The 23,377-nt window shown below is 66.5% G+C and carries 24 protein-coding genes and 1 pseudogene; 15 read left to right on the plus strand and 10 right to left on the minus strand.

Going from position 1 to position 23,377, the window contains the following annotated elements; translation table 11 throughout:
- Positions 1-34: 34 nt before the first annotated feature.
- The gene (locus RSO01_RS05100; protein WP_147146864.1) at positions 35-1,075 is read left to right on the plus strand and encodes a Dyp-type peroxidase; all 1,041 of its coding nucleotides are present in this window, start codon (positions 35-37) and stop codon (positions 1,073-1,075) included.
- A gap of 7 nt (positions 1,076-1,082) precedes the next feature.
- Here the strand turns inward: RSO01_RS05100 and RSO01_RS05105 are convergent, their stop codons facing one another.
- Together RSO01_RS05105 and RSO01_RS05110 are read right to left on the minus strand one after the other, a co-directional pair.
- Positions 1,083-1,943, minus strand: a complete 861-nt coding sequence (locus RSO01_RS05105) for a class I SAM-dependent methyltransferase (protein ID WP_147146866.1) — start codon at positions 1,941-1,943, stop codon at positions 1,083-1,085.
- A 9-nt stretch (positions 1,944-1,952) separates the two neighbouring features.
- On the minus strand, positions 1,953-2,702 hold the full coding sequence (locus RSO01_RS05110; protein WP_246158096.1) for a TetR/AcrR family transcriptional regulator: 750 nt from the start codon (positions 2,700-2,702) through the stop codon (positions 1,953-1,955).
- On the opposite strand from RSO01_RS05110, the gene RSO01_RS05115 reads away from it, so the two are divergent.
- From RSO01_RS05115 to RSO01_RS05125, 3 genes are all read left to right on the plus strand, one after another.
- On the plus strand, positions 2,695-3,231 hold the full coding sequence (locus RSO01_RS05115) for a DinB family protein (RefSeq protein WP_147146868.1): 537 nt from the start codon (positions 2,695-2,697) through the stop codon (positions 3,229-3,231). The genes RSO01_RS05110 and RSO01_RS05115 overlap by 8 nt on opposite strands.
- 68 nt (positions 3,232-3,299) lie before the next feature.
- Positions 3,300-4,676: an FAD-containing oxidoreductase gene (locus tag RSO01_RS05120; RefSeq protein ID WP_147146870.1), complete on the plus strand. Its 1,377-nt coding sequence runs from the start codon at positions 3,300-3,302 to the stop codon at positions 4,674-4,676.
- A gap of 25 nt (positions 4,677-4,701) precedes the next feature.
- Positions 4,702-6,066: a metal-dependent hydrolase family protein gene (locus RSO01_RS05125; RefSeq protein ID WP_147146872.1), complete on the plus strand. Its 1,365-nt coding sequence runs from the start codon at positions 4,702-4,704 to the stop codon at positions 6,064-6,066.
- A gap of 96 nt (positions 6,067-6,162) precedes the next feature.
- Here the strand turns inward: RSO01_RS05125 and RSO01_RS49820 are convergent, their stop codons facing one another.
- Positions 6,163-7,143, minus strand: a complete 981-nt coding sequence (locus tag RSO01_RS49820) for a hypothetical protein (protein WP_170302854.1) — start codon at positions 7,141-7,143, stop codon at positions 6,163-6,165.
- 107 nt (positions 7,144-7,250) lie between these two features.
- On the opposite strand from RSO01_RS49820, the gene RSO01_RS50295 reads away from it, so the two are divergent.
- Complete coding sequence (locus tag RSO01_RS50295) at positions 7,251-8,573, plus strand: methyltransferase domain-containing protein (protein ID WP_170302855.1); 1,323 nt, start codon at positions 7,251-7,253, stop codon at positions 8,571-8,573.
- 21 nt (positions 8,574-8,594) lie between these two features.
- Here the strand turns inward: RSO01_RS50295 and RSO01_RS05135 are convergent, their stop codons facing one another.
- Together RSO01_RS05135 and RSO01_RS05140 are read right to left on the minus strand one after the other, a co-directional pair.
- Entirely contained in the window at positions 8,595-9,047 is a 453-nt protein-coding gene (locus RSO01_RS05135; RefSeq protein WP_147146874.1) for a GFA family protein, read from the minus strand.
- 10 nt (positions 9,048-9,057) lie between these two features.
- Positions 9,058-9,795, minus strand: a complete 738-nt coding sequence (locus tag RSO01_RS05140) for an enoyl-CoA hydratase/isomerase family protein (RefSeq protein WP_170302856.1) — start codon at positions 9,793-9,795, stop codon at positions 9,058-9,060.
- A 146-nt stretch (positions 9,796-9,941) separates the two neighbouring features.
- Between RSO01_RS05140 and RSO01_RS05145 the strand changes: the two genes are divergently transcribed.
- From RSO01_RS05145 to RSO01_RS05160, 4 genes are read left to right on the plus strand one after another with little or no spacing between them, the layout of a single operon-like run.
- Complete coding sequence (locus RSO01_RS05145) at positions 9,942-10,922, plus strand: NADPH:quinone oxidoreductase family protein (RefSeq protein ID WP_147146878.1); 981 nt, start codon at positions 9,942-9,944, stop codon at positions 10,920-10,922.
- Positions 10,919-11,674 (plus strand): enoyl-CoA hydratase/isomerase family protein, encoded by a 756-nt coding sequence (locus tag RSO01_RS05150; protein WP_147146880.1) that lies wholly within the window; start codon positions 10,919-10,921, stop codon positions 11,672-11,674. The genes RSO01_RS05145 and RSO01_RS05150 overlap by 4 nt, the downstream gene beginning before the upstream one ends.
- A complete protein-coding gene (locus RSO01_RS05155) occupies positions 11,674-13,308 on the plus strand; it encodes an AMP-binding protein (RefSeq protein ID WP_147146882.1) in 1,635 nt (544 codons plus the stop codon). The genes RSO01_RS05150 and RSO01_RS05155 overlap by 1 nt, the downstream gene beginning before the upstream one ends.
- Positions 13,309-13,318: 10 nt before the next feature.
- Complete coding sequence (locus RSO01_RS05160) at positions 13,319-13,774, plus strand: MaoC family dehydratase (protein ID WP_147146884.1); 456 nt, start codon at positions 13,319-13,321, stop codon at positions 13,772-13,774.
- Positions 13,775-13,987: 213 nt separating this feature from the next.
- Here RSO01_RS05160 and RSO01_RS05165 read toward each other — a convergent pair whose 3' ends face one another.
- Positions 13,988-14,683 carry an O-methyltransferase gene (locus RSO01_RS05165; protein WP_174825915.1) on the minus strand — a complete coding sequence of 232 codons (696 nt, stop codon included), beginning with the start codon at positions 14,681-14,683 and terminating at the stop codon, positions 13,988-13,990.
- A gap of 114 nt (positions 14,684-14,797) precedes the next feature.
- On the opposite strand from RSO01_RS05165, the pseudogene RSO01_RS05170 reads away from it, so the two are divergent.
- The 6 genes and pseudogenes from RSO01_RS05170 (at position 14,798) to RSO01_RS05195 (ending at position 19,859) form a co-directional block, all read left to right on the plus strand.
- A pseudogene (locus RSO01_RS05170) lies at positions 14,798-15,609 on the plus strand (AraC family transcriptional regulator).
- Between the two features lie 59 nt (positions 15,610-15,668).
- On the plus strand, positions 15,669-17,015 hold the full coding sequence (locus RSO01_RS05175; RefSeq protein ID WP_147146888.1) for an LLM class flavin-dependent oxidoreductase: 1,347 nt from the start codon (positions 15,669-15,671) through the stop codon (positions 17,013-17,015).
- 49 nt (positions 17,016-17,064) lie between these two features.
- The gene (locus RSO01_RS05180; protein WP_147146890.1) at positions 17,065-17,940 is read left to right on the plus strand and encodes a DODA-type extradiol aromatic ring-opening family dioxygenase; all 876 of its coding nucleotides are present in this window, start codon (positions 17,065-17,067) and stop codon (positions 17,938-17,940) included.
- An 11-nt stretch (positions 17,941-17,951) separates the two neighbouring features.
- Positions 17,952-18,260 carry an extradiol ring-cleavage dioxygenase gene (locus tag RSO01_RS05185; RefSeq protein ID WP_147146892.1) on the plus strand — a complete coding sequence of 103 codons (309 nt, stop codon included), beginning with the start codon at positions 17,952-17,954 and terminating at the stop codon, positions 18,258-18,260.
- Positions 18,261-18,262: 2 nt separating this feature from the next.
- Positions 18,263-19,090 (plus strand): amidohydrolase family protein, encoded by an 828-nt coding sequence (locus tag RSO01_RS05190; RefSeq protein ID WP_147146894.1) that lies wholly within the window; start codon positions 18,263-18,265, stop codon positions 19,088-19,090.
- A gap of 7 nt (positions 19,091-19,097) precedes the next feature.
- Positions 19,098-19,859, plus strand: a complete 762-nt coding sequence (locus tag RSO01_RS05195; protein ID WP_147146896.1) for an SDR family NAD(P)-dependent oxidoreductase — start codon at positions 19,098-19,100, stop codon at positions 19,857-19,859.
- A gap of 9 nt (positions 19,860-19,868) precedes the next feature.
- Here the strand turns inward: RSO01_RS05195 and RSO01_RS05200 are convergent, their stop codons facing one another.
- From RSO01_RS05200 to RSO01_RS05215, 4 genes are read right to left on the minus strand one after another with little or no spacing between them, the layout of a single operon-like run.
- The gene (locus tag RSO01_RS05200; protein ID WP_147146898.1) at positions 19,869-20,477 is read right to left on the minus strand and encodes a glutathione S-transferase family protein; all 609 of its coding nucleotides are present in this window, start codon (positions 20,475-20,477) and stop codon (positions 19,869-19,871) included.
- A 27-nt stretch (positions 20,478-20,504) separates the two neighbouring features.
- Entirely contained in the window at positions 20,505-21,275 is a 771-nt protein-coding gene (locus RSO01_RS05205; RefSeq protein WP_147146900.1) for an SDR family NAD(P)-dependent oxidoreductase, read from the minus strand.
- 13 nt (positions 21,276-21,288) lie between these two features.
- On the minus strand, positions 21,289-22,098 hold the full coding sequence (locus RSO01_RS05210) for an HpcH/HpaI aldolase family protein (protein ID WP_170302857.1): 810 nt from the start codon (positions 22,096-22,098) through the stop codon (positions 21,289-21,291).
- Positions 22,099-22,154: 56 nt separating this feature from the next.
- Complete coding sequence (locus RSO01_RS05215; protein WP_147146904.1) at positions 22,155-22,967, minus strand: phosphotransferase family protein; 813 nt, start codon at positions 22,965-22,967, stop codon at positions 22,155-22,157.
- Positions 22,968-23,377: the final 410 nt, after the last annotated feature.

Raw genomic sequence — 23,377 nt, forward strand, 5'->3', positions numbered from 1 at the left:
TGCCCTAAAATAGCGGCGTCCCGATCAGGTCAGTATGGAGCGCCGTGTGCCGTCGACGAATTCCCAACCGGTGGCCGCGTCGCTGACGCGTGCCGCCATGTTCCTGGTCGTGACGATCAACGGCGGGGCGGAACACGAGGAGACCGTGCGCGGCCTCACGGCCGACCTGTCGGGACTCGTGCGCTCGGCCGGCTTCCGCGATCTCGACAGCCGGCTGAATTGCGTCATGGCCTTCGGCTCCGACGCCTGGGACCGGCTGTTTGGCGCGCCCCGGCCCAAGGAGCTGCATCCGTTCCGCGAGATCCGTGGCCAGCACCATGCCATCGCCACGCCGGGCGACGTCCTGTTCCATATCCGCTCCGCCAGCATAGACCTCTGCTTCGAGCTCGCGAGCCAGATCATGGCGCGGCTCGACGGCGCCGTCGCCGTGGCCGACGAGGTGCACGGCTTCAAGTACTTCGACAATCGCGACCTTCTGGGCTTCGTCGACGGCACCGAGAACCCGGTCGACCAGGAGGCGCTCGACGCCACCGTGATCGGCGAAGAGGATGCGGCGTTCGCCGGCGGCAGCTACGTGATCGTGCAGAAGTACCTGCACGACCTGAAAGGCTGGAACGCCGTCCCGGTCGAGCAGCAGGAAGGCTTCGTCGGCCGCACCAAGCTCTCCGACATCGAGCTCGACGATGCGACGAAACCCTCCTTTGCCCACAACGCACTGACGGTGATCGAGGAGAACGGCCAGGAGCTCAAGATCGTGCGCGCCAACATGCCGTTCGGCGAGGTCGGCAAGGGCGAGTACGGCACCTATTTCTGCGGCTATACGAGCTCGCCGCGCAAGATCGAGCTGATGCTCGAGAACATGTTCGTCGGCAAGCCGCCCGGCAACTACGACCGATTGCTGGATTTCAGCCGGCCGGTGACCGGCACGCTGTTCTTCGTGCCGTCGGCGACATTTTTGGACGACGTCGGCGCAGCGCCGCCGGCGGCTGCCGAGAGCGAAGCTGCGGCCGACGCGCCCTCTCCGGCGGGCGACGGCTCGCTCGGCATCGGCTCGCTGAGCAAGGAACCCGGATAGCCCTGGATCAGGCCATCGCGACCAGCAGCTCTTCGGCGTTGTTGGGCGGCCGGAGCCCGTCGCTGCGGCCGGCGAAGTAGCGCTCGGCCAGCATGGCGGCGGAGACATGCCGCGCCTCCCTGAAACCGGCATCGCGTGCCATCGCCAGCATCTCCTGCGGCATGAAAAAGCTGATGAAGGGCGTGCCGCTGGCCCGCGCGCCTTGCACCGCGCGTTCAAGACCCGGACGCACCTCGGGGTCGGCCATCTCCAGCGGCAGCAGGAAGCTCATCACGAAGGTCGAGCCGGTGGCCAGCGCCGCCACCTGGCGCAGCGTAGCCATGACGGCCTCCCGGGTCAGGTACATGCTGACGCCGGTGGAGACCACGACGGCGGGCTTTGCCGCGTCGAAGCCGGCGGCCACCAGCTTCTGCAGCCAGGCATCGCCTGCCTCGAAGTCGACCGGCACCAGCCGCAGCCAATCGGGCACGCCGAAGCCGAGCTCGACCAGGCGCCGGCGCTTCCACGCCTGCGGTCCCGGCCGGTCGACCTCGAACACGCTGAGCCGCGCGGCGATCTCGGGCCGGCGCTGGGCGAAGGTGTCGAGACCCGCGCCGAGGATGACGTATTGGCCGACGCCGCGCTGAGCCTGCTCGACCACCAGGTCCTCGATGAAGCGGGCGCGGGCCACGATCGAAGCGCGGAAGGCCTTTATGAATTGCGGATTCATGTCGGGCCGCTCGCGCCGGGCCGCATCAGGCGCCGCCAGCGCGAGCCCGACCACGTCCTCCAGCACATGCGGCGGCGGATCGACTTCCACATGCAGGGCGCGCCACAGGGCGACGCGGATGGCGGTGCTGTCGGGCAGGAGGTCGGCTTGGTCGGGCATGCTAAAAACTCACTTACGCGGCTTGGCGGTGCGATGCGGCGCCAGATAGCCCAAGATAAGCCGCGTGACCTCGTCGATGAAGCGGTCGCGGTCGCCGTCCATCGCATCAGGCTTGTTGATGACGAACTGATGGGTCAGGGCTTCGACGGTGGTCACCAGGATGGACGTCGCAGTGTCGAGGTCGCGGATCGAAATCTCTTTGCGCCGTGCCTCCAGGTAGCTCCTGACCAACAGGAAGGTTTCCCGCTCCAAGTCCTCGATCTTAGCGAGCTGGCCCATGCGCGGCACTTGTTCAGCGAAGATGCGATGCAGGGCGGGATCGACCAGGTGGGCGTCGACCGCCGCGCGCACCATCGCGCGCACCGCCGCCGCCAGGTCGAGCGACGCTACTTCCTTCAAGGCATCGCGCGCCAGTTCCAGGATTTCCCGGTTGTGGCGCGCGACCAGCGCCGCCACCAGCGCCTCCTTGTTGGGGAAGTATTGGTAGAGCGAGCCGACGCTGACGCCGGCCACCGAGGCGATGCGGTTGGTGCTGGCGCGATCGTATCCCTCCCTGGTGAGAACGCGAGCGGTGGCATCGAGCAGCGCTTCCACCGTCGCCCGGGATCGTTCCTGGGACGCTGATTTTCGCGGGATCGTCGGGATTGCGCGCGGCATGGAAACGTCGTCGGCCAATGCGAGTAGACAATGCGAGTCATAGCTCGCAAATTCCAGCCACGCAACGGAAGACAGGCAACGGAAAGGAACGACGATGTTCACTCTCCCCTACCGCACCTTGATCCAGCAGAAGCGCTGGGCGACCAACGGCCTCCATGCCGTCATCGCCGAGAATCTCCAGCGCATTCCCGACGACGACCAGGTCCTGATCCGCCGGCTGCTCGACCATATCCAGGCTGTCGACGAGATCTTCAGACACAATCTCGAAGGCCAGCCACACGGCCACCAGGCGCCGCGCTCGGCCGAGCTGCCCTCCCTCGGCGCTTTGGCCGGCAAGGCCCGCGCCACGGCGGACTGGTATGCCGACTATGCCGATGCGCTGCAGCCTGAGGAGGTCGACGAGCCGGTCGCGTTCTCCTTCTCCAACGGAGAGGCCGCGCGCATGACGCGCGGCGAGATGCTGCTGCACGTCGCCACGCATGCTGCCGGCCATCGCAGCCAGGTCGCGCTCCTGCTGCAGAAGAACGGCATCCAGCCCTGGCCGGATCGGATCACGGACTTCCTGAAAGCAGATGGTGACAGCCCGCCGCTGCCTCAGCAGCAGCAGCAGCCGGCGGCCGCCTATCGGTAGCTGCGATAGCAGTAGCCGTTCCCACCATTATAATGATCTATCGCAGGCAACGCCCATGGGAGAACGCCATGCCGACCTACGACGCGATCATCATCGGAACGGGACAGGCAGGCCCTGCGCTGGCGCGGCGACTGGCGGCCGCGGCCATGAAGGTAGCGATCGTCGAACGCGGCCGCTTCGGCGGCACCTGCGTCAACACCGGCTGCACACCGACCAAGACGCTGGTCGCCAGCGCCTACGCCATGCACGTGGCGCGCCGCGGCGCCGACTACGGCTTCACCGCTGGTGAGATCAAGGTCGACATGAAGCGCGTCAAGGCGCGCAAGGACGAGGTCGCCGGCGCCTCGACTCGCGGCGTCGAACGCTCGCTCAGGAACCTCGAAAACTGCACGGTCCATACCGGCCATGCGCGGCTCCGCTCGGCGCGCGAGGTCGAGGTCGGCAACGAGGTCCTGCAGTCGGACAAGATCTTCCTCAATGTCGGCGGCCGCGCCACGACGTCGGGCATTGCCGGCCTCGACCAGGTCCCCTTCCTCACCAACAGCTCGATGATGGATGTCGATTTCGTGCCGCGCCATCTGCTGATCGTCGGCGGCAGTTACATCGGCCTGGAGTTCGGCCAGATGTATCGCCGCTTCGGCAGCGAGGTCACGATCGTGGAGATGGGCCCTCGCCTCATCGGCCGCGAGGACGAGGATGTCTCGGTGGCGGTCGCCGCCTTCCTGAGCCGCGAAGGCATTTCGGTGCGCACCGGCGCCAAGTGCCTGCGCGCCGCCAAGCGCGGCGACGAGATCGTCATCGGACTGGATTGCATCGAGGGGGCGCCCGAGGTTGCGGGCTCGCACCTCCTGGTCGCCATCGGCCGGCGGCCCAACACCGACGACCTCGGCCTCGACCGCGCCGGGGTGAAGACCAACGAGCGCGGCTACATCGAGGTAGACGACGAGCTCCGCACCAGCGTGCCCGGCATCTGGGCGCTGGGCGACTGCAACGGGCGCGGCGCCTTCACCCACACGGCATGGAACGACTACGAGATCGTGGCGGCCAACTTGCTCGACGGCGACAAGCGGCGCGTCAGCGACCGCATCCTGGCCTATGCGCTCTACACCGATCCTCCACTGGGCCGCGCCGGCATGACCGAGACCGAGGTGCGCAAGCGCGGCCGTCGCGCGCTGGTCGCCCGCGCCGACATGGCAGACGTCTCGCGCGCCTTCGAGAAGGGTGAGACCGAGGGCTTCATGAAGATCCTGGTCGACGCCGAGTCCAGGGAGATCCTGGGCGCGTCGTTCCTCGGCCAGAGCGGAGACGAGGCGATCCATTGCGTGCTCGACACGATGTACGCCAAGGCACCCTACACCACCCTGCAGCGCGCCATGCACATTCATCCCACGATCGCAGAGTGGATTCCGACGATGCTGGGCGACCTCGAGGAGCTGAAGGGCTAGTATCTCCCGAACCAGGAGGGCGTCGATGGTGCAGCTCAGGGAAGTTTTCGCTCATGCAGTGGCCTGGACACTCTCGATCGGCCTTTGCCAGGCCAGCCTGGCGCAGCAAGCGCCTTCGGACCCGGCCAGCACGACACTCTTCCAAAATGTCCGCGTCTTCGACGGCAAGGGCGCGACGCTCTCCGCGGCCACCAATGTCCTGGTGCGCGGGGACAAGATCGAGAAAATCTCGGCGCAGCCCATCGCGGTCGATCGCCGGGCCGACACCCGCATCATCGACGGCGGCGGCCGGACCTTGATGCCCGGCCTCATCGACGTGCACTGGCACGCGATGCTGATCCGGACGACCCCTGCCGAGATGATGGGCGATGTGGGCTACAACAATCTCCTGGCCGGCGAGGAGGCGACCGATACGCTGATGCGCGGCTTCACCACCGTGCGCGATGTCGGCGGGCCGGTCTTCGGCCTCAAGCGCGCGATCGACGAAGGCGTCGTCCGGGGCCCGCGCATCTATCCATCCGGCGCCATGCTCACAGTCACGAGCGGACACGGCGATTTCCGCACGCCCGCCGATTTGCCGCGCGCTTTCGGCACCCTCAGTCGCCAGGAGCAGGCCGGCGGCAGCATGGTCGTCGACAGCCCTGACGAGATGCGGGTGCGAGCGCGCGAGCAGCTCATGCAGGGCGCCTCGCAGATCAAGGTGACGGCGGGCGGCGGCGTCTCGTCGCCGCACAGCCCGCTCGACGTGACTACCTTCACCGAGGCCGAGCTGCGGGCTGCCGTCGAAGCGGCCGAGAACTGGGGCACTTATGTTGCCGCGCATGCCTTCATTACGGAAGCGATCCAACGATCCATCGCCGCCGGCGTGAAGTGCATCGAGCACGGCTTCATGATGGACGAAGCGACCGCCAAGCTGATGGCCGACAAAGGCATATGGTTAAGCCTGCAGCCGCTTCCTGAGGAGATGCGGACGGGTCTCGCGGAGGGTACGGTCCAGCGCGCCAAGGCCGATGAGGTCTGGCCCGGCATCGACAGGACCTACCAGTTGGCCAAGAAGTACAAGATCAAGACGGCGTGGGGCACCGACGTCCTGTTCTCGCGCGCCCTCGCCCAGCGCCAGGGCGCCATCCTGGCGTCGCTCGTCCGCTGGTACACGCCGGCCGAAGCGCTCGCCATGGCGACCGGCACCAACGCCGAATTGCTGGCGCTGTCGGGCAAACGAAATCCCTATCCCGGCAAGCTCGGTGTCGTGGAAGAAGGCGCTCTCGCCGACCTGCTGCTGGTCGACGGCAATCCGCTGGAGAACATCGCGCTCGTGGCCGACCCGACCAAGAACTTCCTGATCATCATGAAGGACGGGCGGATCTACAAGGACACGCTGGCCAAGTAACCCGTGGACAGCACCTCTGCACCGACGGTCGACGCCCCCCTGCTCGACAAGATGCTCGCCGCTGCCGAGGAGGCTGCGACGGTGCAGGGATTCATTTCAGAGCTGACCGGCCTGCACGGGAGATGGATGGGAACGCGGGACGCCGGGTTGCCCGCCGACGAGCTCTATCTCAGCAAGCTGGTGAACCATGCGCCGCTCGAACCCTACGAGCTGGCGCTGACGGCCGCGATCGCCGAGCGTTACCCGGTCGCCGCGACTCACATCGTCGAGATCGGCAGCGGCTGGGGCGGCTTTGCCATCCTGCTTGCCCGCCTCGGCTTCAACGTCACGACCTACGAGGGCAACGCCGCCCGTCACGCCGGCTGCAGCTGGCACGCCGGCGAGCAGGCCCGCACCTACCCGACCCTGCGCAAGCGCCTGCGTCTGGTCGAAGGACTTTTTCCCGAAGTCTTCCGCGACGCCCACCTCGTGCCAGGCAAGCTCAACATCTGCGTCGCGACCAACATCACGAGCACCTACTGTGCGGAGCACGAGGGCGCCATGATCGCGGCCGCGGCCGCCTTCGACGAGCTGATCCTCGATCTTGCCCGCTTCGGCGTGCCGCGCGATGCCAAGGCCGAGCGCGAGGCCTTCTTCGCCGAGGTGACGGCGCGCTGCTTCAGCCTGGTCGAGAAGCTCGTCGTCGACGAGCCCTACGAGTACTGGCGCTTCCGCAGCCGGTCGATCGGCGAGCGCGGCCATCGGTCGGCAACGCCGGAACTCGCGATGAGCCGCGCCGGTAGCGTCGGCATCGAGCTTCCGGTGACGGGCCGGCGCACCGCCATTGCCACGCACTCGGCCGACAAGCGGCTGACGCAATGCCCGGTCTGCCACTCGGCAGACTTCTCGCCGCTGTGGGCCATTCCGATGACCGACCTCAGCGAGCCGCTGAAAGTCTTCGACGGTTACTTCACCCAGATCCCGACACTGCAGGTTCCTTCGCCGGTCTTCGCCTTCGGCTTCTGTCGCGATTGCGAAAGCATCTTCCTCAATCCCGTCTCCGGCAACGAGAAGGCGACGTATCGCGGCAGCGATCACTACATCCGCAAGATGCAGCGGTCAGCCGAGTGGAAGGCCTATGAGCAGCTTTACGACAGGCTGCGCCGCTGGATCCCGAGCGATGCCACGACCATGATCGATGCTGCTTGCGGCATCGGGCAGTATCTCGAGGTTGCGCGCAAGCGAGAGCCGCAACGCTGGAAGCGTCTGATCGGCCTCGAGCTGGCCGAGAAATATGTCGAGCACATGCGCAAGCTGGGCCTGGAGGCCCACGCATTCGACATCGACAACGACGACCTGCAGTCCATGCCCCGCGCAGCAGCATCGACTTCATCATCCTTGCCGAGGCGTTCGAGCATGTCGAACGCCCGCTCGATGCATTGGCCAAGTTGCTGGACGCGCTGCGACCCGGCGGTCGCCTCTACTTCACGGCCCAGCGCTACGGCACGGACGTGCAGACATCGGTGCGCCCGGGCGAGCCGATCTATATCGGCGAAACGCTGGTCGAGGAACTGCCGCGCCGGCTGGGCTGCACTATTGTCGACAAGTGGACCAGCGGGGCCAGGTACTTCGTCGTGCTCGAGCGGCAAGCCGAAACGGCAAAGCGCGACCACGACCTGGTGAAGACAGGGTCCAAGCCGCCACAGCCCCCATCATCCCGACCCGGTCCCAGACCAGCTGACAGGATCTGGAAGCGGATGTGGCGCAACAATCCCTTCAGGATTGTCTCCGAGCGGCACATGGACCCGTTCAAGACAATTCCCGAGCAACTGTCGGTCCTGGAGAAAGCGCTGAGAGGACCGCAGTGGGACGCGGAGACCCTGGACAATCTGCGGGCGCTCATGGCGCGCGTCGACAGCGCACGCCTCGATGCCTTGCGCACCGAGCATGCGGAGGCCATGCGAACCGCCGATCCCGCGTCAGGCTACAAATACCTCGATGTCGCCTACTTCACGCTGCTGAAGCTGCTGCTTGCCCGCGAGCTCGGGCTGGACCGGGGCCCGCCGCGGCGCATATTGGACATCGGCACCGCCGGCGGTCATTTCCCCTTCGTCTGCCGCCACTTCGGCCACGACGTCGTCGCGATCGACGTCGAGAACCCGCTCTACGAGGGCATTACCGCCTGCCTCGGCGTGCAGCGGACGATTGCCCGCGTCGAGCCCTACCGGCCGCTGCCCGACCTGGGCGGACGCTTCGACCTCATCACCGTCTGCAACACCACGTTCAACGAGCGGGGCGACCCGCCTGTTTATTGGACGCCGGCAGAGTGGCAATTCCTCCTCGATGACCTCGTCGCCAACCATCTGCGCTACCCCGGTGAGCTCTATGTGAAGCTCAACAAGGAAATCAAACGCCTCGCCTACAATCGCGATGTCCTGGCGATGGCCAACCGCAACGCCGCAAAGGTCGGCCGCTGGCGCGGCGTGATCCGCATGAATGTCGCGGCGCCTCGGGTTATTCGTCTCTAGCGGCCTCTATTCCGGGGCCCCCTATTCCGGAGCTTTGGCGAGGATCGCCTGCAGCGTCTTGGCGCCATGCGCATCGGTTGGCAGCACATCGCCGGACTCCGCGATGCGGCGACGTTGCGCCTCCTCCCAGTGGCGGCCGTCGAAGAACCGGGTGGGCTTCAGGCTGGGCCCGTCGATCTCGTCCAGGCAGCGGGCATTGACGATGATGCGGTGCGGCTGCGAGCGCGGGATGTAGAAGGGATGCATGCCGCAATGCGAGCAGAAGGTATGCTGCGCGACGCCGGTGCCGAAGGTGTAGGACTTGAGCGCGCTCTTGCCGCGCAGCAGCTGGAAGGCGGCAAGGTCCATGCTCAGGTGCAGCATGCCCTTCTTGGTGCAGACCGAGCAGCTGCAGTTGGACATATCATCGAGGTCGACCTCGGCGCGAAACCGCACGCGACCGCAGTGGCATCCGCCTTCCCGTGTTTCCAGCATGATCGCCTCCTCAGTTGGCCTCACTCGCCGGCAAGCGCGCCATCATGACCGAAATATCGCGCGCCATCTCCAGTGCCTGCTCGATATCGAGCGACGCCGCGCGATGGAAGGTGCGCTTGGTCTGGCCGACGAATTCCGGATTCCACTTGGCGATGATCTCGGCCATCGCCAGAGCCGCCGGCAGGAGCTGGTCGTCGGGCACCACGCGGTTCACGAGACCGAGCTCATAAGCCCGCTGCGGCGTGATGTTCTCACACAGCATCAACAGCTCGAACGCGATCTTGCGGCCCATCACATGCACGGCATGCGCCGTGACCGTTGAAGCGGTCAGCCCGGCTCGCAGCTCAGGGAAGCCGAAGCGCGCGCTTTCGCCGGCCACGACGAGGTCGCTGCCGACGGCCAGGCTGCAGCCCGCGCCCAGGGCATAGCCGTGCACCGCCGCGATGATCGGCTTGTCGATGCGCGCCAGAAGCTTGAACAGGTCGATGCTTTTGTCGGCATGCTGCACCAGATGCTTGCGGTTCTCCGTGGTCAGCAGACGCGGCGAAGACGTGTCCATCCCCGGGCAGAAGGCTCGTCCGGCACCGAACATGATCACGGCGGCAACCGAGTCGTCGTGCTGGACGGCGAGCAACGCCGCAGTCAGCGCCTCTATCAGATCGGCATTGAGCGCGTTCAGCTTCTTCGGGCGGTTCAAGGTCAGAAGCCGTATGGCGCCCCGCGTCTCGACCAGCAGCACATCGTCCATGCATGCCTCCCTGTTGCCGGCGATCATACAGCCGCGAGTTCCGGGCCAAGACTGCCGATATGAGTGAAATTCCGCAGATGCAGAGATCGCCTTGCCTTGGCCAGCCGCCGGCCGCCATCATCGGGGCCAGCTGAGGAGCGTCGAGCATGCGCGCGTTGATCTGCCGCCAATGGGGCGGCATCGAGCAATTGCAGGTCGGCGAGGCACCGGTGCCGCGACCCGGTCGCGACGAGGTGCTGATCCGGGTGAAGGCGACGGCGGTCAACTACGCCGATGCCATCATGGTCGCCGGGCGATACCAGACCAAGCCCGAGCTGCCGTTCAGTCCCGGGCTGGAGACCGCCGGCGTGATCGAGGCATGCGGCCCCGACGTGCATAACCTGAAGCCCGGCGATCGGGTGATGGCGATCCTGGCCTATGGCGGCTTGGCCGAATATGCCGTGGCGCCGGCCGCGGAGACCTACGTCATCCCCCAGGACCTGAGCTTCGCCGAGGCCGGCGCCTTCCCGATCGCCTACATTTCGAGCCACGTGGCGTTGCGCTGGCAGGGTCGGCTGGAACCGGGCGAGACGCTGCTGGTGCTGGGCGCCGCCGGCGGCGTCGGCCTGACCGCGGTCGAGATCGGCAAGGCCATGGGCGCCCGCGTCATTGCGGCGGCCAGCACGGCGGAGAAGCTGGCCGTGGCCACGGCGCACGGCGCCGACGCCACGGTGAACTACGCCAGCGAGAAACTGACCGAGCGGGTGATGGCGCTGACCGGAGACAAAGGTGCCGATGTCTGTTTCGATCCCGTCGGCGGCAGCCTGTTCGATGCGGCGCTGTCGTCGCTCGGCTGGGGCGGGCGCATCCTGCTGGTCGGCTTCGTCGGCGGCGTGCCGCAGATCCCGGCCAATCGTCTCCTGGTGAAGCATCGCTCCGCGCTGGGCTCGTCCTTGCGCTATTTCCGCTGGCACGCGCCGGACAAGCTCGAACGGTCGGTCGCGGAACTGCTGCGCTGGCATGGCGAGGGCAAGCTGAAACCCTGCATCACCCACCGCCTGCCGCTGGAACGCGCGGTCGAGGGGATCCGCCTGCTGACCGACCGCCAGGCGCACGGCAAGATCGTGGTCGAGCTGGAGCCCGCATGACGCAAATCCACCTCAGCCGGCCGGCCCGGCACGTCGCTCTGATCACCATCGACAATCCGCCGAAGATGAACGCCATGACGCGGCCGATGCTGGCCGAGCTCGGCCGCCTGTGGGACGAGCTGGAGCGCGACGACAGCCGCTGCATCGTCGTCACCGGCGCGGGCGAGCGCGCCTTCTCAGTTGGCGCCGATGTCAGCGGCGACCTGTCGGCCGGCCCGGAGATGGCGCGCATGGTGAGCCACGCGCTGCTGAAGACCGACGCCTACAAAAAGCCGATCGTCGCCGCGGTGAACGGCGACTGCATCGGCGGCGGCGTCGAGCTGCTGCTGGCCAGCGACATCCGCGCCGCGGTGCCGAAGGCGCGCTTCGGCCTGACCGAGGTGAGGTGGTCGATCTACCCGTTCGGCGGCGCTGCCATCAAGTTGGTGCAGCAGATCGGCCATGTCCATGCCATGGACCTGCTGCTGACGGCGCGCCTGATCGATGCCGCGCAGGCGGCGACGCTGGGCCTGGTCAACCGTGTGCTGCCGCCGGAGCAGCTGATGGACTGGGCGCTGGAGACGGCGGCGATGATCGCAGCCAACAGCCCCTCGGCGGTGCAGGCGGTGAAGCGCCAGGTCAGCGGCACCATCGCCGACCACGCGTTGACCCGCGAGGCGCTCGAGCAGGAGCTGGGCGATGCCGTGCGCGCCAGCCCCGATTTCGCCGAGGGCATCGCCGCGTTCCGCGAAAAGCGCCAGCCACGGTATTGATGACGACGACCCGGCCGCAGAGCCGCACCCTCGGCGATCTTTTGGACGAGCTGGCGGCGACGACGCCGCAGGCGCCGGCCCTGGTCAGCGGCGCCGAGCGCCTCGACGTCGCCGCGCTGAAGGCGCGCACCGACGATTTCGCCCGCGCCCTGCTCGCGCGCGGCATCGGCCGCGGCGATCGGGTGGCCTTGCTGTGCTCGAACCGCAGCGAATGGGTGGTGGCCGCCCTCGCCGCCGCCAAGCTCGGCGCGCCGGTGGCGGCCATCAGCACCTTCAGCACCCCGCGCGAGCTCGCCTATGCGCTAAGACATTCCGAAGCCCGGGCGTTGATCATGCTGAGCACGTTCCGCGACCGGCATTTCCTGCAGGCGCTGGGCGAGCTGTGCCCGGAGCTGGCACGCTGCCCGCCCGGGGCCTTGCAAAGCGCGGCGCTGCCGGCACTGCGCACTGTCGTCGTCCTCGACCGCCTCGCCACGCCCGGCGCCTTCGGCCCGACGGAGTTCCTGGCGTGCGGCGCCGGCCTCGCTGCGCTGGAGAAGGCGCAGGCTGCCGTCACACCGGACGACATCTGCTTCATCCTGTACACCTCGGGCTCGACCGCCGCGCCCAAGGGCGTAACCCTGGCGCACGGCCCGTTGCTGGCCAACGGCTTCGACATCGGCGAGCGCCAGCATCTCACCGCCGAGGACCGGCTGTGGCTCGCAGTGCCTCTGTTCTGGTCGTTCGGCTCGGCCAACGCGATGCCCGCGATCATGACCCACGGCGGTTGCATGGTGCTGCAGGAGGCGTTCGAGCCGGGCGCCGCGCTGGCGTTGATCGAGCGCGAGCGCTGCAGCGTCTATTACGGCATGGCCAACATGGCGCGCGCCCTTCTCGAGCATCCCGATCACCCCGGGCGTCGGCTGGGCGCCATGCGTACCGGCCTCACCATCGGCCCGCCGGAGGACATCACGCTCACCATCGAGGCGCTGGGCGCCGCGGAGCTCTGCACGGTCTACGGCTCGACCGAGACCTACGGTAACTGCGCCGTCACCGACGCGCACGACCCGCTCGAGCTCAGGCTCGTCACGCAGGGTCTGCCGCTGCCGGGTATGACTGTCCGCGCCGTCGATCCGGCGACCCGCGCGCCCCTGCCGCCGGGAGAGATCGGCGAGCTGGCGGTGCGCGGCTACACCACGCCAGGCTACTTCCGCGCCCCGGAGCTCGACGCCGAAGCATTCGACAAGGGCTGGTTCCTCACCGGCGATCTCGGCTCGATCGAACCGAACGGTCGCGTGCGCTTCCGCGGCCGGCTGAAGGAGATGATCAAGACCGGCGGCGTCAATGTCGCGCCGCTCGAGGTCGAGCATGTGCTGCTGCAGCATCCCGACATCGTGCAGGCTCACGTCGTCGGCGTGCCGGATCGGCTGAAGGGTGAGATCGTCGCCGCCGCCGTCGAGATGCGCTCCGGCACTGAGCACGACGCCGCGGCGATCACCGCCTTCTGCCGCGAGCGACTGGCAAGCTACAAGGTGCCGACACGATTCGCCTTTCGCGCGGCGAGCGAATTCCCGCGCACGCCGACCGGCAAGATCCACAAGCCCGGCCTGCGTCAGGAACTCGCCCAGGACCCAGCATCGGACGGCACGTCATAGGGAGAAGCGCATGCCCGGCCTGTATTACGATCAATTCCAAGTCGGTCAGGTGTTCAAGCACCCGATCCGCCGCACGATCACCGAGGCCGACAACGTCTGGTTCAGCGCCATGACGCACAATCCCTCCTACCTGCATCTCGACGAGGAGTACTGCCACAACGAGACCGAGTTCGGCCAGCGGCTGGTCAACAGCTGCTTTACGCTGGCCCTGATGGTGGGCATCTCGGTCGGCGACACCGTGCTGGGCACCGCCGTCGCCAACCTCGGCTGGGACGATGTGCGCTTTCCCAAGCCGCTGTTCCACGGCGACACCGTGCGGGTCGAATCGGAAGTGCTGGAGATGCGCGAGAGCAAGTCCCGCCCCGGCGAGGGCATCGTCATTTTCGCCCACCGCGCCTTCAACCAGAACGGCGAGCTGGTGGCCCATTGCAAGCGCTCGTCCCTGATGAGGAAGACGCCGGCTTGACGCCTGACGCCCGGCGAGGATCAATCGAGACCGGCTTTTCCAGGTGCCCAATACGCCTTTGTCACGACGCGTGTCGCCGGGACCGCCTGCTGCTTCAGGCGCCGCCGGCCAGCGCCGGGCCTTCGAGCGTGATCAATCGAAAACGATCGGCCAGCCGCTCGGACGCAATGACGGCGGCGTGCTTCATCAGCAGGCGCAGCAGCTTGGCGAGCATCACGAGGCCCTTACGGTGAACTCGTTACCGCGGCCTTCGTCGAGCGGAAGCGATTGCGAGACGTAACCGTTCGCGGGATTACGGATATATTCGAGATATCCCGGGTCGAACGCGTTTTCCCCGAGCACCACCGCTCCGGGTTTCAGCCGGGGTTCGACCAGCTTGAGGACCGGCAGGTAGAGGGCGAATGCGCCGTCGATCAGCAGCAGATCGACCTCGCCGTCGACATCGCACAGCGTCTCGAGCCCGTCGCCTTCGCGGATATCCACCAGATCGGCAAGGCCCGCCGCGTCGAGATTGGCCCGCGCCCGCGCCACCTTGGCGGGTTCGAGTTCACTACCGATGAGTTGACCACCTCCGTTGTCCCGGAGCGCAGCAGCCAGGTAGATCGTCGAAACCCCCATCGATGTGCCGAACTCGACGATCCGCGTCGCCTTGCAGGCGCGTGCGATAGCGTAAAGGAAGCGGCCATAGGTCGGCGAGACGGCAAGGAAATTGTCGGCGTAGCCGTGATAGATCGTCCGGTAGTCGGCGCGCTCCTCGGCGATCATCTGCGCGGCCGCTTGCTCCAGTGTCGTGCCGGAGGCTTCGATAGTCGCCATGATCGCGCGGACATGCTCGCGGTCCGCAATCTCACCTTCCCGATGAAGCCGGTCCAAGATCCAGGCGACAGGCCCTCTGCTCAGCGCATTCACGATGTTTCCTTTCCTGCTCGCCGATGGCGTACAGGGGGCAGGCCTTGGCGTCATTGCGAAGTCTGGACATATTGTTATTCGATTCAGCCAATCGGCATCTGAGCGGAAACGACCATACCTATCCTGAGCGACCTGCCCGAGGCCTCCGAATGGACCGATCCCGATGAGGTACCCCGTCCGATCGTCGCCTTTGGCTTCGCGACGGCGGATGTGGGACGAATCGAGCTGGACCTTCATCGCCACAAGAAGGGACAGATCCTGCTCGTGCAGCGCGGCGCGCTCAGTTGCGAAGTCGAAGGCGGGCTGTGGATCGTGCCGCCGCGCAGCGCCGTCTGGATTCCGGGCGGGGCGCTCCATGCCATCAAGGCAAGCGGCGCACTCGAAGGCACAACGCCTTCGTCGATCCGCACGTCGACGCGCGCCTGCCGGCGGCTTGCTGTGCCGTTTCGGTGACGCCTCTTTTGCGCGAGCTCCTGGTCCGTTCCGCGCACCTGCCTGCCCTCTATGAAGAAGATGGCGCGAACTCGCGGCTGGTGGCAGTGCTTCTCGACGAATTCGCGGCGGCACAGATCGAGGACCTTCATCTGCCCATGCCGACCGACTCCCGCCTGCGCAGGATCGTGGACCTGATGATAGCCTCGCCGGCGGATCGGGGAACGTTGGAGGCTTGGGCGAAACGCGCGGGCATGAGCGAGCGGACCCTGGCGCGACTGATAAGCCGGGAGACAGGCATGAGCTTCGGCCGCTGGCGCCAGCAACTCGGCGTCATGCTTGCCGTGAAATGGTTGGCCGGCGGTGCGTCGATTCAGCAGGTGGCCGCCGACCTCGGCTACGAGAGCGTGCCCAGCTTCGTGACCATGTTCCGCAAGACGCTTGGCACTTCCCCTGGTCGCTACATGGCGGAACGCCATTCCGGCCGATCCTGAGGCGGCATTGTCGGCCGGAGGCAAGGCGAGCAAGCTCCCTCTCCTGAGGAGAAGAAGCGATGACGGCACGCAAGATGCGGCTCGGCTTGTCGATACGCGGCCATGGCTATCACCCGGCCGCCTGGCGCCATCCCGATGTGCCGGCCGACGGCACGCTGCATGTCGAGCATTATGTACGCAGCGCCCAGACTGCCGAGCGCGGCAAGCTCGACATGATCTTCTTTGCCGACGGCGCCGGCATTCGTCAGGGCGACACGCCGCGCGGCTCACTGGCGCGGACCGGGCGGGACATGGTCGAGCTGGAACCGATGACCTTGCTGCCGGCCCTGGCCATGGTCACAAGCCATGTCGGCCTGGTGACGACGGCGTCCACCACCTACAACGAGCCGTACAATCTCGCGCGCAAGTTCGCCACCTTGGACCTGATCAGCAAGGGGCGCGCCGGGTGGAACGTGGTTGCCTCATGGTCGGAGCTCGAAGCGCAGAACTTCGGGCTGGAGACGACGCTGGACTACGACACGCGCTACGCCCGTTCCGCCGAGTTCGTCGAGGTGGTCAAGGGATTGTGGGACAGCTGGGACGACGGCGCTCTCGTGTTCGACAAGGCGGGCGGCCGGTATTTCGACGAAGCGAAGATGCATGTGCTGGATCACCAGGGACGGTTCTTCAAGGTGCGCGGCCCGTTGAACGTCGCCGGCATGCCGCAGGGTCATCCGGTGATCGTGCAGGCCGGCGCTTCGGAGCAAGGGCGCGAGCTGGGGGCGGCGACCGCCGAGGTCATCTACGCGATCAGCAGCTCGCTCGACGGTGCGCGCGCCTACTACGCCGATGTGAAGGGGCGGATGGCGAAGTACGGCCGCGAACCCGATGACCTCAAGATCATGCCGGCGCTGTGTCCGGTCGTCGGCCGCACGCGGGCCGAAGCACAGGCGAAGTATGACGAGCTGCAGGCGCTGTGGGACCCGCTGGCCGGCCTCGGCTCGCTCTACGGCACGTTCGGCGACTTGTCGGGCTATCCGCTGGACGGTCCACTACCCGAGGGCGTGCTGGGCAGCGGGGAGATACGCAGCCTCTCCGCACAGCTCGTCGAGCGGATGAGACGGGAGAAGCCCACGATCCGCGAATTGTACCTGCGCGCCGGCATCACGGGCTCGGCGCGGATCGGCACATCCGCTGACATCGCCGACACCATGCAGGAGTGGTTCGAAGCCGCGGCCTGCGATGGCTTCAACATCACGCCGGCCACCCTGCCCGGCGGCGGCGAAGATTTCGTCGAGCTGGTCGTTCCCGAACTGCAGCGCCGCGGGCTGTTTCGCACCGAGTACGAAGGCAGGACCTTGCGGGAAAATCTCGGCCTGCGAGCTGTGACGAGCCGCTACCGCCGGGAACGCCAGGCAGCGGATTGACACTCCTGGAACACCAGACCAGCTTTGCAACGCCACGGGAGAATGCCAAATGGCAGAGATCGTGTTCGCGGCCGGCGCGCCGCATGCACCCGGCCTGATCGGCTTGCTCGAAGCCGCCCCTGCCGACGTCAAGGACATCGTCGTCAGCACCTATCGTAATCTCGCGAGCGCCATGGTGTCGGCCAAGGCGGATGTCCTGATCGTGTTCGCCAACGATCACCTCGCCAACAGCCGCATCCGCGCCTATCCGGACTTCCTGATCGGCATGGCCAACGAGCATCGCGGCCCCTTCGAATGGTTCAAGCCGTGGATCGGCTGCGAGGACTACACCGTGAAAGGCGCGCCTGAAATCGCCGCCGCGCTGTTCAACGGCATGACCCGGCGCGGCATCCGCATGTTCGCCCAGACCGAGAACCTCAAGTTCGACGACAACATCTCGGTGCCGGTGCAGCTCACCAGGCTTGCCGAGCTGGGGATTCCGATGGTGCCGGTCCTGCAGAACTGCACCGTTCCGCCGATCCCCGACCAGCATCGCTGCTACGCCGTCGGCGAGGCGCTTGGCGACTTCATCCGCAACGACCTGCCCGCCGACATGCGCGTGGCGCTTCTCGGCTCCGGCGGCCTCAGCCACGAGCCCGGCGGTGCGCGCTACTACTTCATCGACGAGGCCTTCGACCGCTGGTTTCTCGACCTCGTCGCCTCCGGCGACCACGCGACGCTCTTGAAGGAGTTGACGCTGGAGAAGATGGAGGCCGCGGGCTCCGGCGGCACCTCCGAATTGCTGTCGTGGGTGGTCGTGCTCGGCGCGATCGGCTCGAAGCCCGGCAAGAATTTCGGCTACACCGTCCACCGCGACTTCAAGTGCGGCGTCGGCGCCGTGCTGTGGGACATGGATGCCAACCTGCCGAAGCGCCGTGCGGCGTAGGGAGGGCACTCATGGGACTCGAGAAATTTGACCCCGCCCTTGCGGTCCACGACCTGATCCAGGACCTGAAATGGTCGGTCGAGCTGCGCGCGGAATTCGCCGCCAACGAAGCTGCCGTGCTCGATTGCTACCCGCTGCGCCAGGACGAACGGCGGGCGATCGAGACGAGGAACTTCCTGGCGCTCTACGATATGGGCCTTCACCCCTACCTCGGCGGTCAGCTTGCCCGCCTGATCTTCGGGAACGAAGCCGGCAAAGGCGCGACGGTTGCCGTGAACAAGCTCGTCGAGTCGCTGCAAGGCAAAGGATCGGTCGCGTAATCATGCCCGTCATCGACGTCCAGGTTCATCCCTTCGATCGCAATCATCCAGGCCGGCCATGGGCCAGCCCCTCGCACGGGCTCCTCTCCGCCACCGGCGAGGAAATGGTCGCGGCGATGACCAGCGTCGGTGTCGACGGCGCGGTCATGGTGTCGTCGTTCAGCGCCTACAAATACGATCCGAGCTACGCCCTGGAAGTCTACAACACCTATCCGGACAAGTTCCGGGTGGTGACGCCGGTCGACGCGACCGATCCGGCGATCGACGATGTGGTGGCACGGTGGGCGACGATGCCGGGCGCGCGCGGCATTCGGATCCGCATGGGCAAGGACCTGCCGATGGACGCCGACCATCCCGGCCTGCGCCGCGCTTTCGCGGCTGCCGCCAGGCATGGCCTGCCGGTCAATCTGCTGTGCTGGGGCATCCTCGACAAAGGCCTGCCGCACATCCGGCAACACCCCGATACAGTCATCGTGATCGACCATCTTGGCCTGCTGCAACCGTTTCGCCCGCCGGTTCCCGTCGACGTCTGGGCAGACCTGCCGAAGCTGCTCGATCTGGCTCAATACCGAAACGTCAGGGTGAAGGTCAGCGGCGCCTGCACCATGTCGCACCAGCCGTTCCCCTACGACGATATCTGGGAGCCGGTGCTGCGCATCATCGATGCGTTCGGGCTGGATCGCTGCATGTGGGGCACCGACTGGACCCGGACGATCGGCATGTTGACCTACGAGCAGGGCGTCGCGCCGTTCCGCGAAACCAAGCACTTGTCCGAGAGCGACAAGGCGGCCCTCATGGGAGGAACGTTGCAGCAAGTCTACAAGTGGTGAGGAAGAGATGAATCGTCTCGCGGGGAAGGTAGCGGTGATCACCGGCGCGGGCTCCGGCATCGGCCGGGCAGCAGCCAGGATGTTCGTCGCGGAGGGTGCCAAGGTCGTCGTGGCGGAAATCGACGCGACCTTGGGCGAGGCATCCGCGCGCGAGGCCGGCGCCGACGCCCGCTTTGTGAAGACGGACGTGACCGACGAAGACAGCGTCAAGCAGATGGTGCATCAGGCCAAAGAGGCCTTCGGCCACATCGATGTCCTCCTGAATTGCGCGGGTGGGTCTCTCCGCGAGGACAGTCCAGTCACCGAAGTCGATCCGTCAGTGTGGGACAAGACCATCAACCTCGATATGAAAGGGCCGTTCCTGTGCTGCCGGCACGTCATCCCCGTGATGGTCGAGCAGGGCAAAGGCAGCGTGGTCAACTTCTCGTCGGTGGTGGCCTTGCGCGGCAACCACATCGCCCATGTCTACGTCATGGCCAAGGGCGGCCTGATCTCCTTCACCCAGGCCCTGGCCGGCGCCTATTCGCCCAAGGGTGTCCGCATTAACGCCATCTGCCCCGGCGTCGTGCTGACGGAACGGGTCAGGAGTCGCTTCACCGGCGGCAACCAGATTCGCTTCGGCGGCATCGACAACATCGCCGGACAGTACCCGTTCGCCGTTGGCCAGCCGGAGGACATCGCCAACGTCGCCCTGTTCCTCGCCTCCGACGAATCGCGCATGGTGAACGGCGCCGCGATCCCGGCCGAGGGCGGGTTCTCCGCCTACTAGAGCAAGACGCTAGGCGACCGCGAGGGCGCGCTGGTAGGCCGGCCGCGCGCGCAGCCGTTCATGATAGGCAACGGCGCGCGGTCCCAGCAGGTTGTCGAGACCCAGCATGCCGACCAGGTGAAGCGGATAGCTGACTGAAACGTCGGCCAAGGTCAGCCGCCCTGCGGCGAGGAACTCGCGGCCCTCGAGACGCTCCTCGAGCATTTCTAGCCGCTCGGCAACATGGTCGCGCGCGCCGGCAATGAGGGCGTCGACCTCGGGCGTCTTGTGCTCCACCCGGCGCACGATGTTCAGGCGCGACAACGGCGTCATCAGCGTCGACTCGCCGTACCACAGCCATTGCAGGAACTGGGGTCGCTCCGGGTCGTCGGTCGGGACGACCAGCGGCGAGCCGTGCTTGGTGGCGAGGTAGTCGCAGATCGCCATCGATTCGCCGAGCCGCACCTCGCCATCGATCAGGAGCGGCACCATTCCGGTCGGATTGACCGCAAAATAGTCCGGCGCGTGCTGGCGCGGCGGATACGGCATCGACCTGATCTCGGCCTTCGCGCCGATTTCCTGCAGCACCCAGATCACGCGGATCGCCCGCGTGTTCGGCGCGGAATAGACGGTCATCATCAGCGCCTCCAGCGATTGGCCTCCGCTCTACTGCGCCGTCATGCCGCCATCGATCACCAGTTCCGAGCCGGTGACCCAGGACGATTCGTCGGACGCCAGGAACAGCACGCCATTGGCGATATCCTCGGCGGTGCCGAGCCGCCCCATCGGCGTGCGATCGATCAACGCCTGGCGCACGGCGGGATCGCTGAAGCGCTTATCGGTCAGCGGCGTATCGGCATAGCCCGGATGCACCGAATTGATGCGGATATTCTCCTTCGCATATTGCAACGCCGCCGACTTGGTGAAGATCGTGATGGCGCCCTTGGCCGCCGAATAGGCGGGCGACGTGGGACTGCCGACGATGCCCATGACCGAGGACGTATTGATGATCGACCCGCCGCCGCCTTTGCGCATGGCCGGGATTGCCGTGCGGGTGCCGAGGAAAACGCCCTTGGCATGAACACCGAGCTCGTGTTCCCAGATCTCCACCGTGATGTCCTCGACCTTGCCGGGAAAGCCGACACCGGCATTGTTGAACAGGATGTCCAGCCGTCCGTGCGCCGCCATCACGGCATCCACGACCTCGGCCCAGTTCCGTTCAGACGTCACGTCGAGGCGCAGGTAACGCGCGTCATGCCCCTCGGCGCAGAGCGCCGCGGCCGCGCGCTCGCCCAGCTCGTCGCGGATATCGGTCAGCACCACCTTCGCGCCCTCGCGCGCGAACAGATGCGCCGCCGCGCCGCCGAAGCCCATCAGCTCGCCCTTGATCGCCGCCGCCGCGCCGGTCAGCAGCGCTACCTTGCCGTGCAGTCGCATCCTCTCCCCCTTTTCAAGGCACCGGCACACCGATCGATTTCAGCCGCGCATGGGCACGACGGGCACGCGCCTTCAGGCCATCGAGATAGGTGCTGACGTCGTTGCCGGGCAGGTTCAGAACCTTGCAGCCGAGCCGCCAGTATTCCTCGATCTGCGCCTCGGTTTCCGCCGACCCGCGGGCAAGCTTCCCGTGCGCTTTGCAGGCCTCCGCGATGCGGCGCACGGCTGCCTTGAAGGTCGGGTGCTCGAGCTGGAGGTGGACGCCGAGGCGCGCACTGAGGTCCGAGTGGCCATAGGCGATCATGTCGATGCCCTCGACGGCGGCGATCGCCTCGACATTCTCCAGGCCCTCGAGCGATTCGATCGACACGCAGACGATGATGTTGGCATTGGCCCACGGCGCATACTCGGTGGCGTGACGGCCGCCATAGCTCCGGTATCCGGTGTGCATCCCCTGCCCCGAGATACCGCGATGGCCGATCGGCGGAAATTTCGCCTCCGCCACGATGGCGCGCGCCTCCTCGACGCTGTCGACCTCCGAGACCTGGATGCCCATGATCCCCTGATCGAGGATCGCCGGGATCAGATGCGTGGACGATTTATGGATCCGCACGATCGCCGAGACGTCGGTGGCCTGGAACCAGCCGGCAAGATCCGCGATCGTCTCGAGGTCGAAGGCGCCGTGCTCGTGGTCGATCGCGCAGTAGTCGAAGCCGGAGGCCTCGATGATCCACGGCACCCCGCGCGAGGCGAACTCCTTGAGCTGGGTCCCCAGTGCGGCCCGTCCCTCGCGCACCGCCCGGAATATGCTGTTGTCTTTCATGGATCGTAGGCTCCCATCGCGAAGCACCTCGATCATGGCACAGGGCGCGCTGCGATTCAGTCGTCCGAACGCAGGGCTGCTTCCACGCGCTGGATGAACTGCTCCCGCAAGGCAGGGAACGCCCGCCCGAGGACGAACAGGACACGGACAATGGGCAGATAGGACTCGATCGCCGCCGTCAGCGCCGCGGGCGACGTGCCGGCGAGCCGCGCGTACTCGGCCAGCAGGGCCGCATAGAGCGCGCGCGGCCGCTTGGGATCGTCGACCCTTTCGGGCGCAATCTCGGTAAGGATGATGTGGCTGAACCCGAGATCGAGGGCCGCGGGCCCGCGGATCGTACCGGTCCAGTCGACGAGCCTCGGACCTTCCGCCGTCATGATCACATTGTCGGGGTGAAGGTCGCCATGGCAAAGCTCGTCGCCCGGCGACAGGCGCTCGATCAGGGCGAGGACGCCGGTGGCGATATGCTGCGGAAGCACGCCGCTCGAGCCCCGCACCATGGCGTCCATCCAGACGCGCAGGGAGGGCACGTCCGGCGGCGCGGGCGTCTTGTGAACGGCAAGGCAGAGGTCCGCGAGGATCGCACCCGCCTGCCCCGGCGTCATGGCGCCGGTTTGCAGGAGCTGCAGCAGGGTCGGTCCGTCGAAGCGCGACATCACGATGCCGAAGCGCCTCTCCAAGGTCACCGCACCGAACACCTCCGGCGCCGGGGCGCCGGCGGCGAAGATGGCGTCGGTCTTTTGCGCTTCGTGCCAGCTCAGCCGCCGCGAAGCGCCGGCCTTGAACAGCTTCACGACCTGACCGGGCGTCCATGCATGAACGTCCGCAGAAACGCCTCCACCGATCTTCTCTCCCAGAAATCCCTGCATCGTCTGTCCCTCCGTCGCGCGGAGCAGACACGCCGCGGCGGGCAAAGACAAACCCATTGATTCTTAGGTGGCACTTGTGCAGGCTCAGAAGGTGGCGGGGCACTCAACGAGTCGCTCGACACCCTCAAGCACTTCAAGCCAGCTACGAACCTGCTGAAATGAATTTGCGGCATTATCGGCATTTCCGCCGGTACTTTCGTAGTGGTGCTCGGAAGCCGACCCACTATCGATGGGGTTTGCCGGCGAATTTCGATAGTTAAGATAGTTTAGACGTTGGTTTTCGCTCGGCTGGGGAGGCCGGCCCGGTTGCGGCCGGGCGCGATGGGTATCGGATAAACGATGCACAGAGCCGCCGCGAGGCGAGCGCGAGGTCAATATAACTGAAGTGTTTTAACGGGTCAACTACAGTT

The organism is Reyranella soli (assembly GCF_007992495.1).
Lineage (GTDB): Bacteria > Pseudomonadota > Alphaproteobacteria > Reyranellales > Reyranellaceae > Reyranella > Reyranella soli.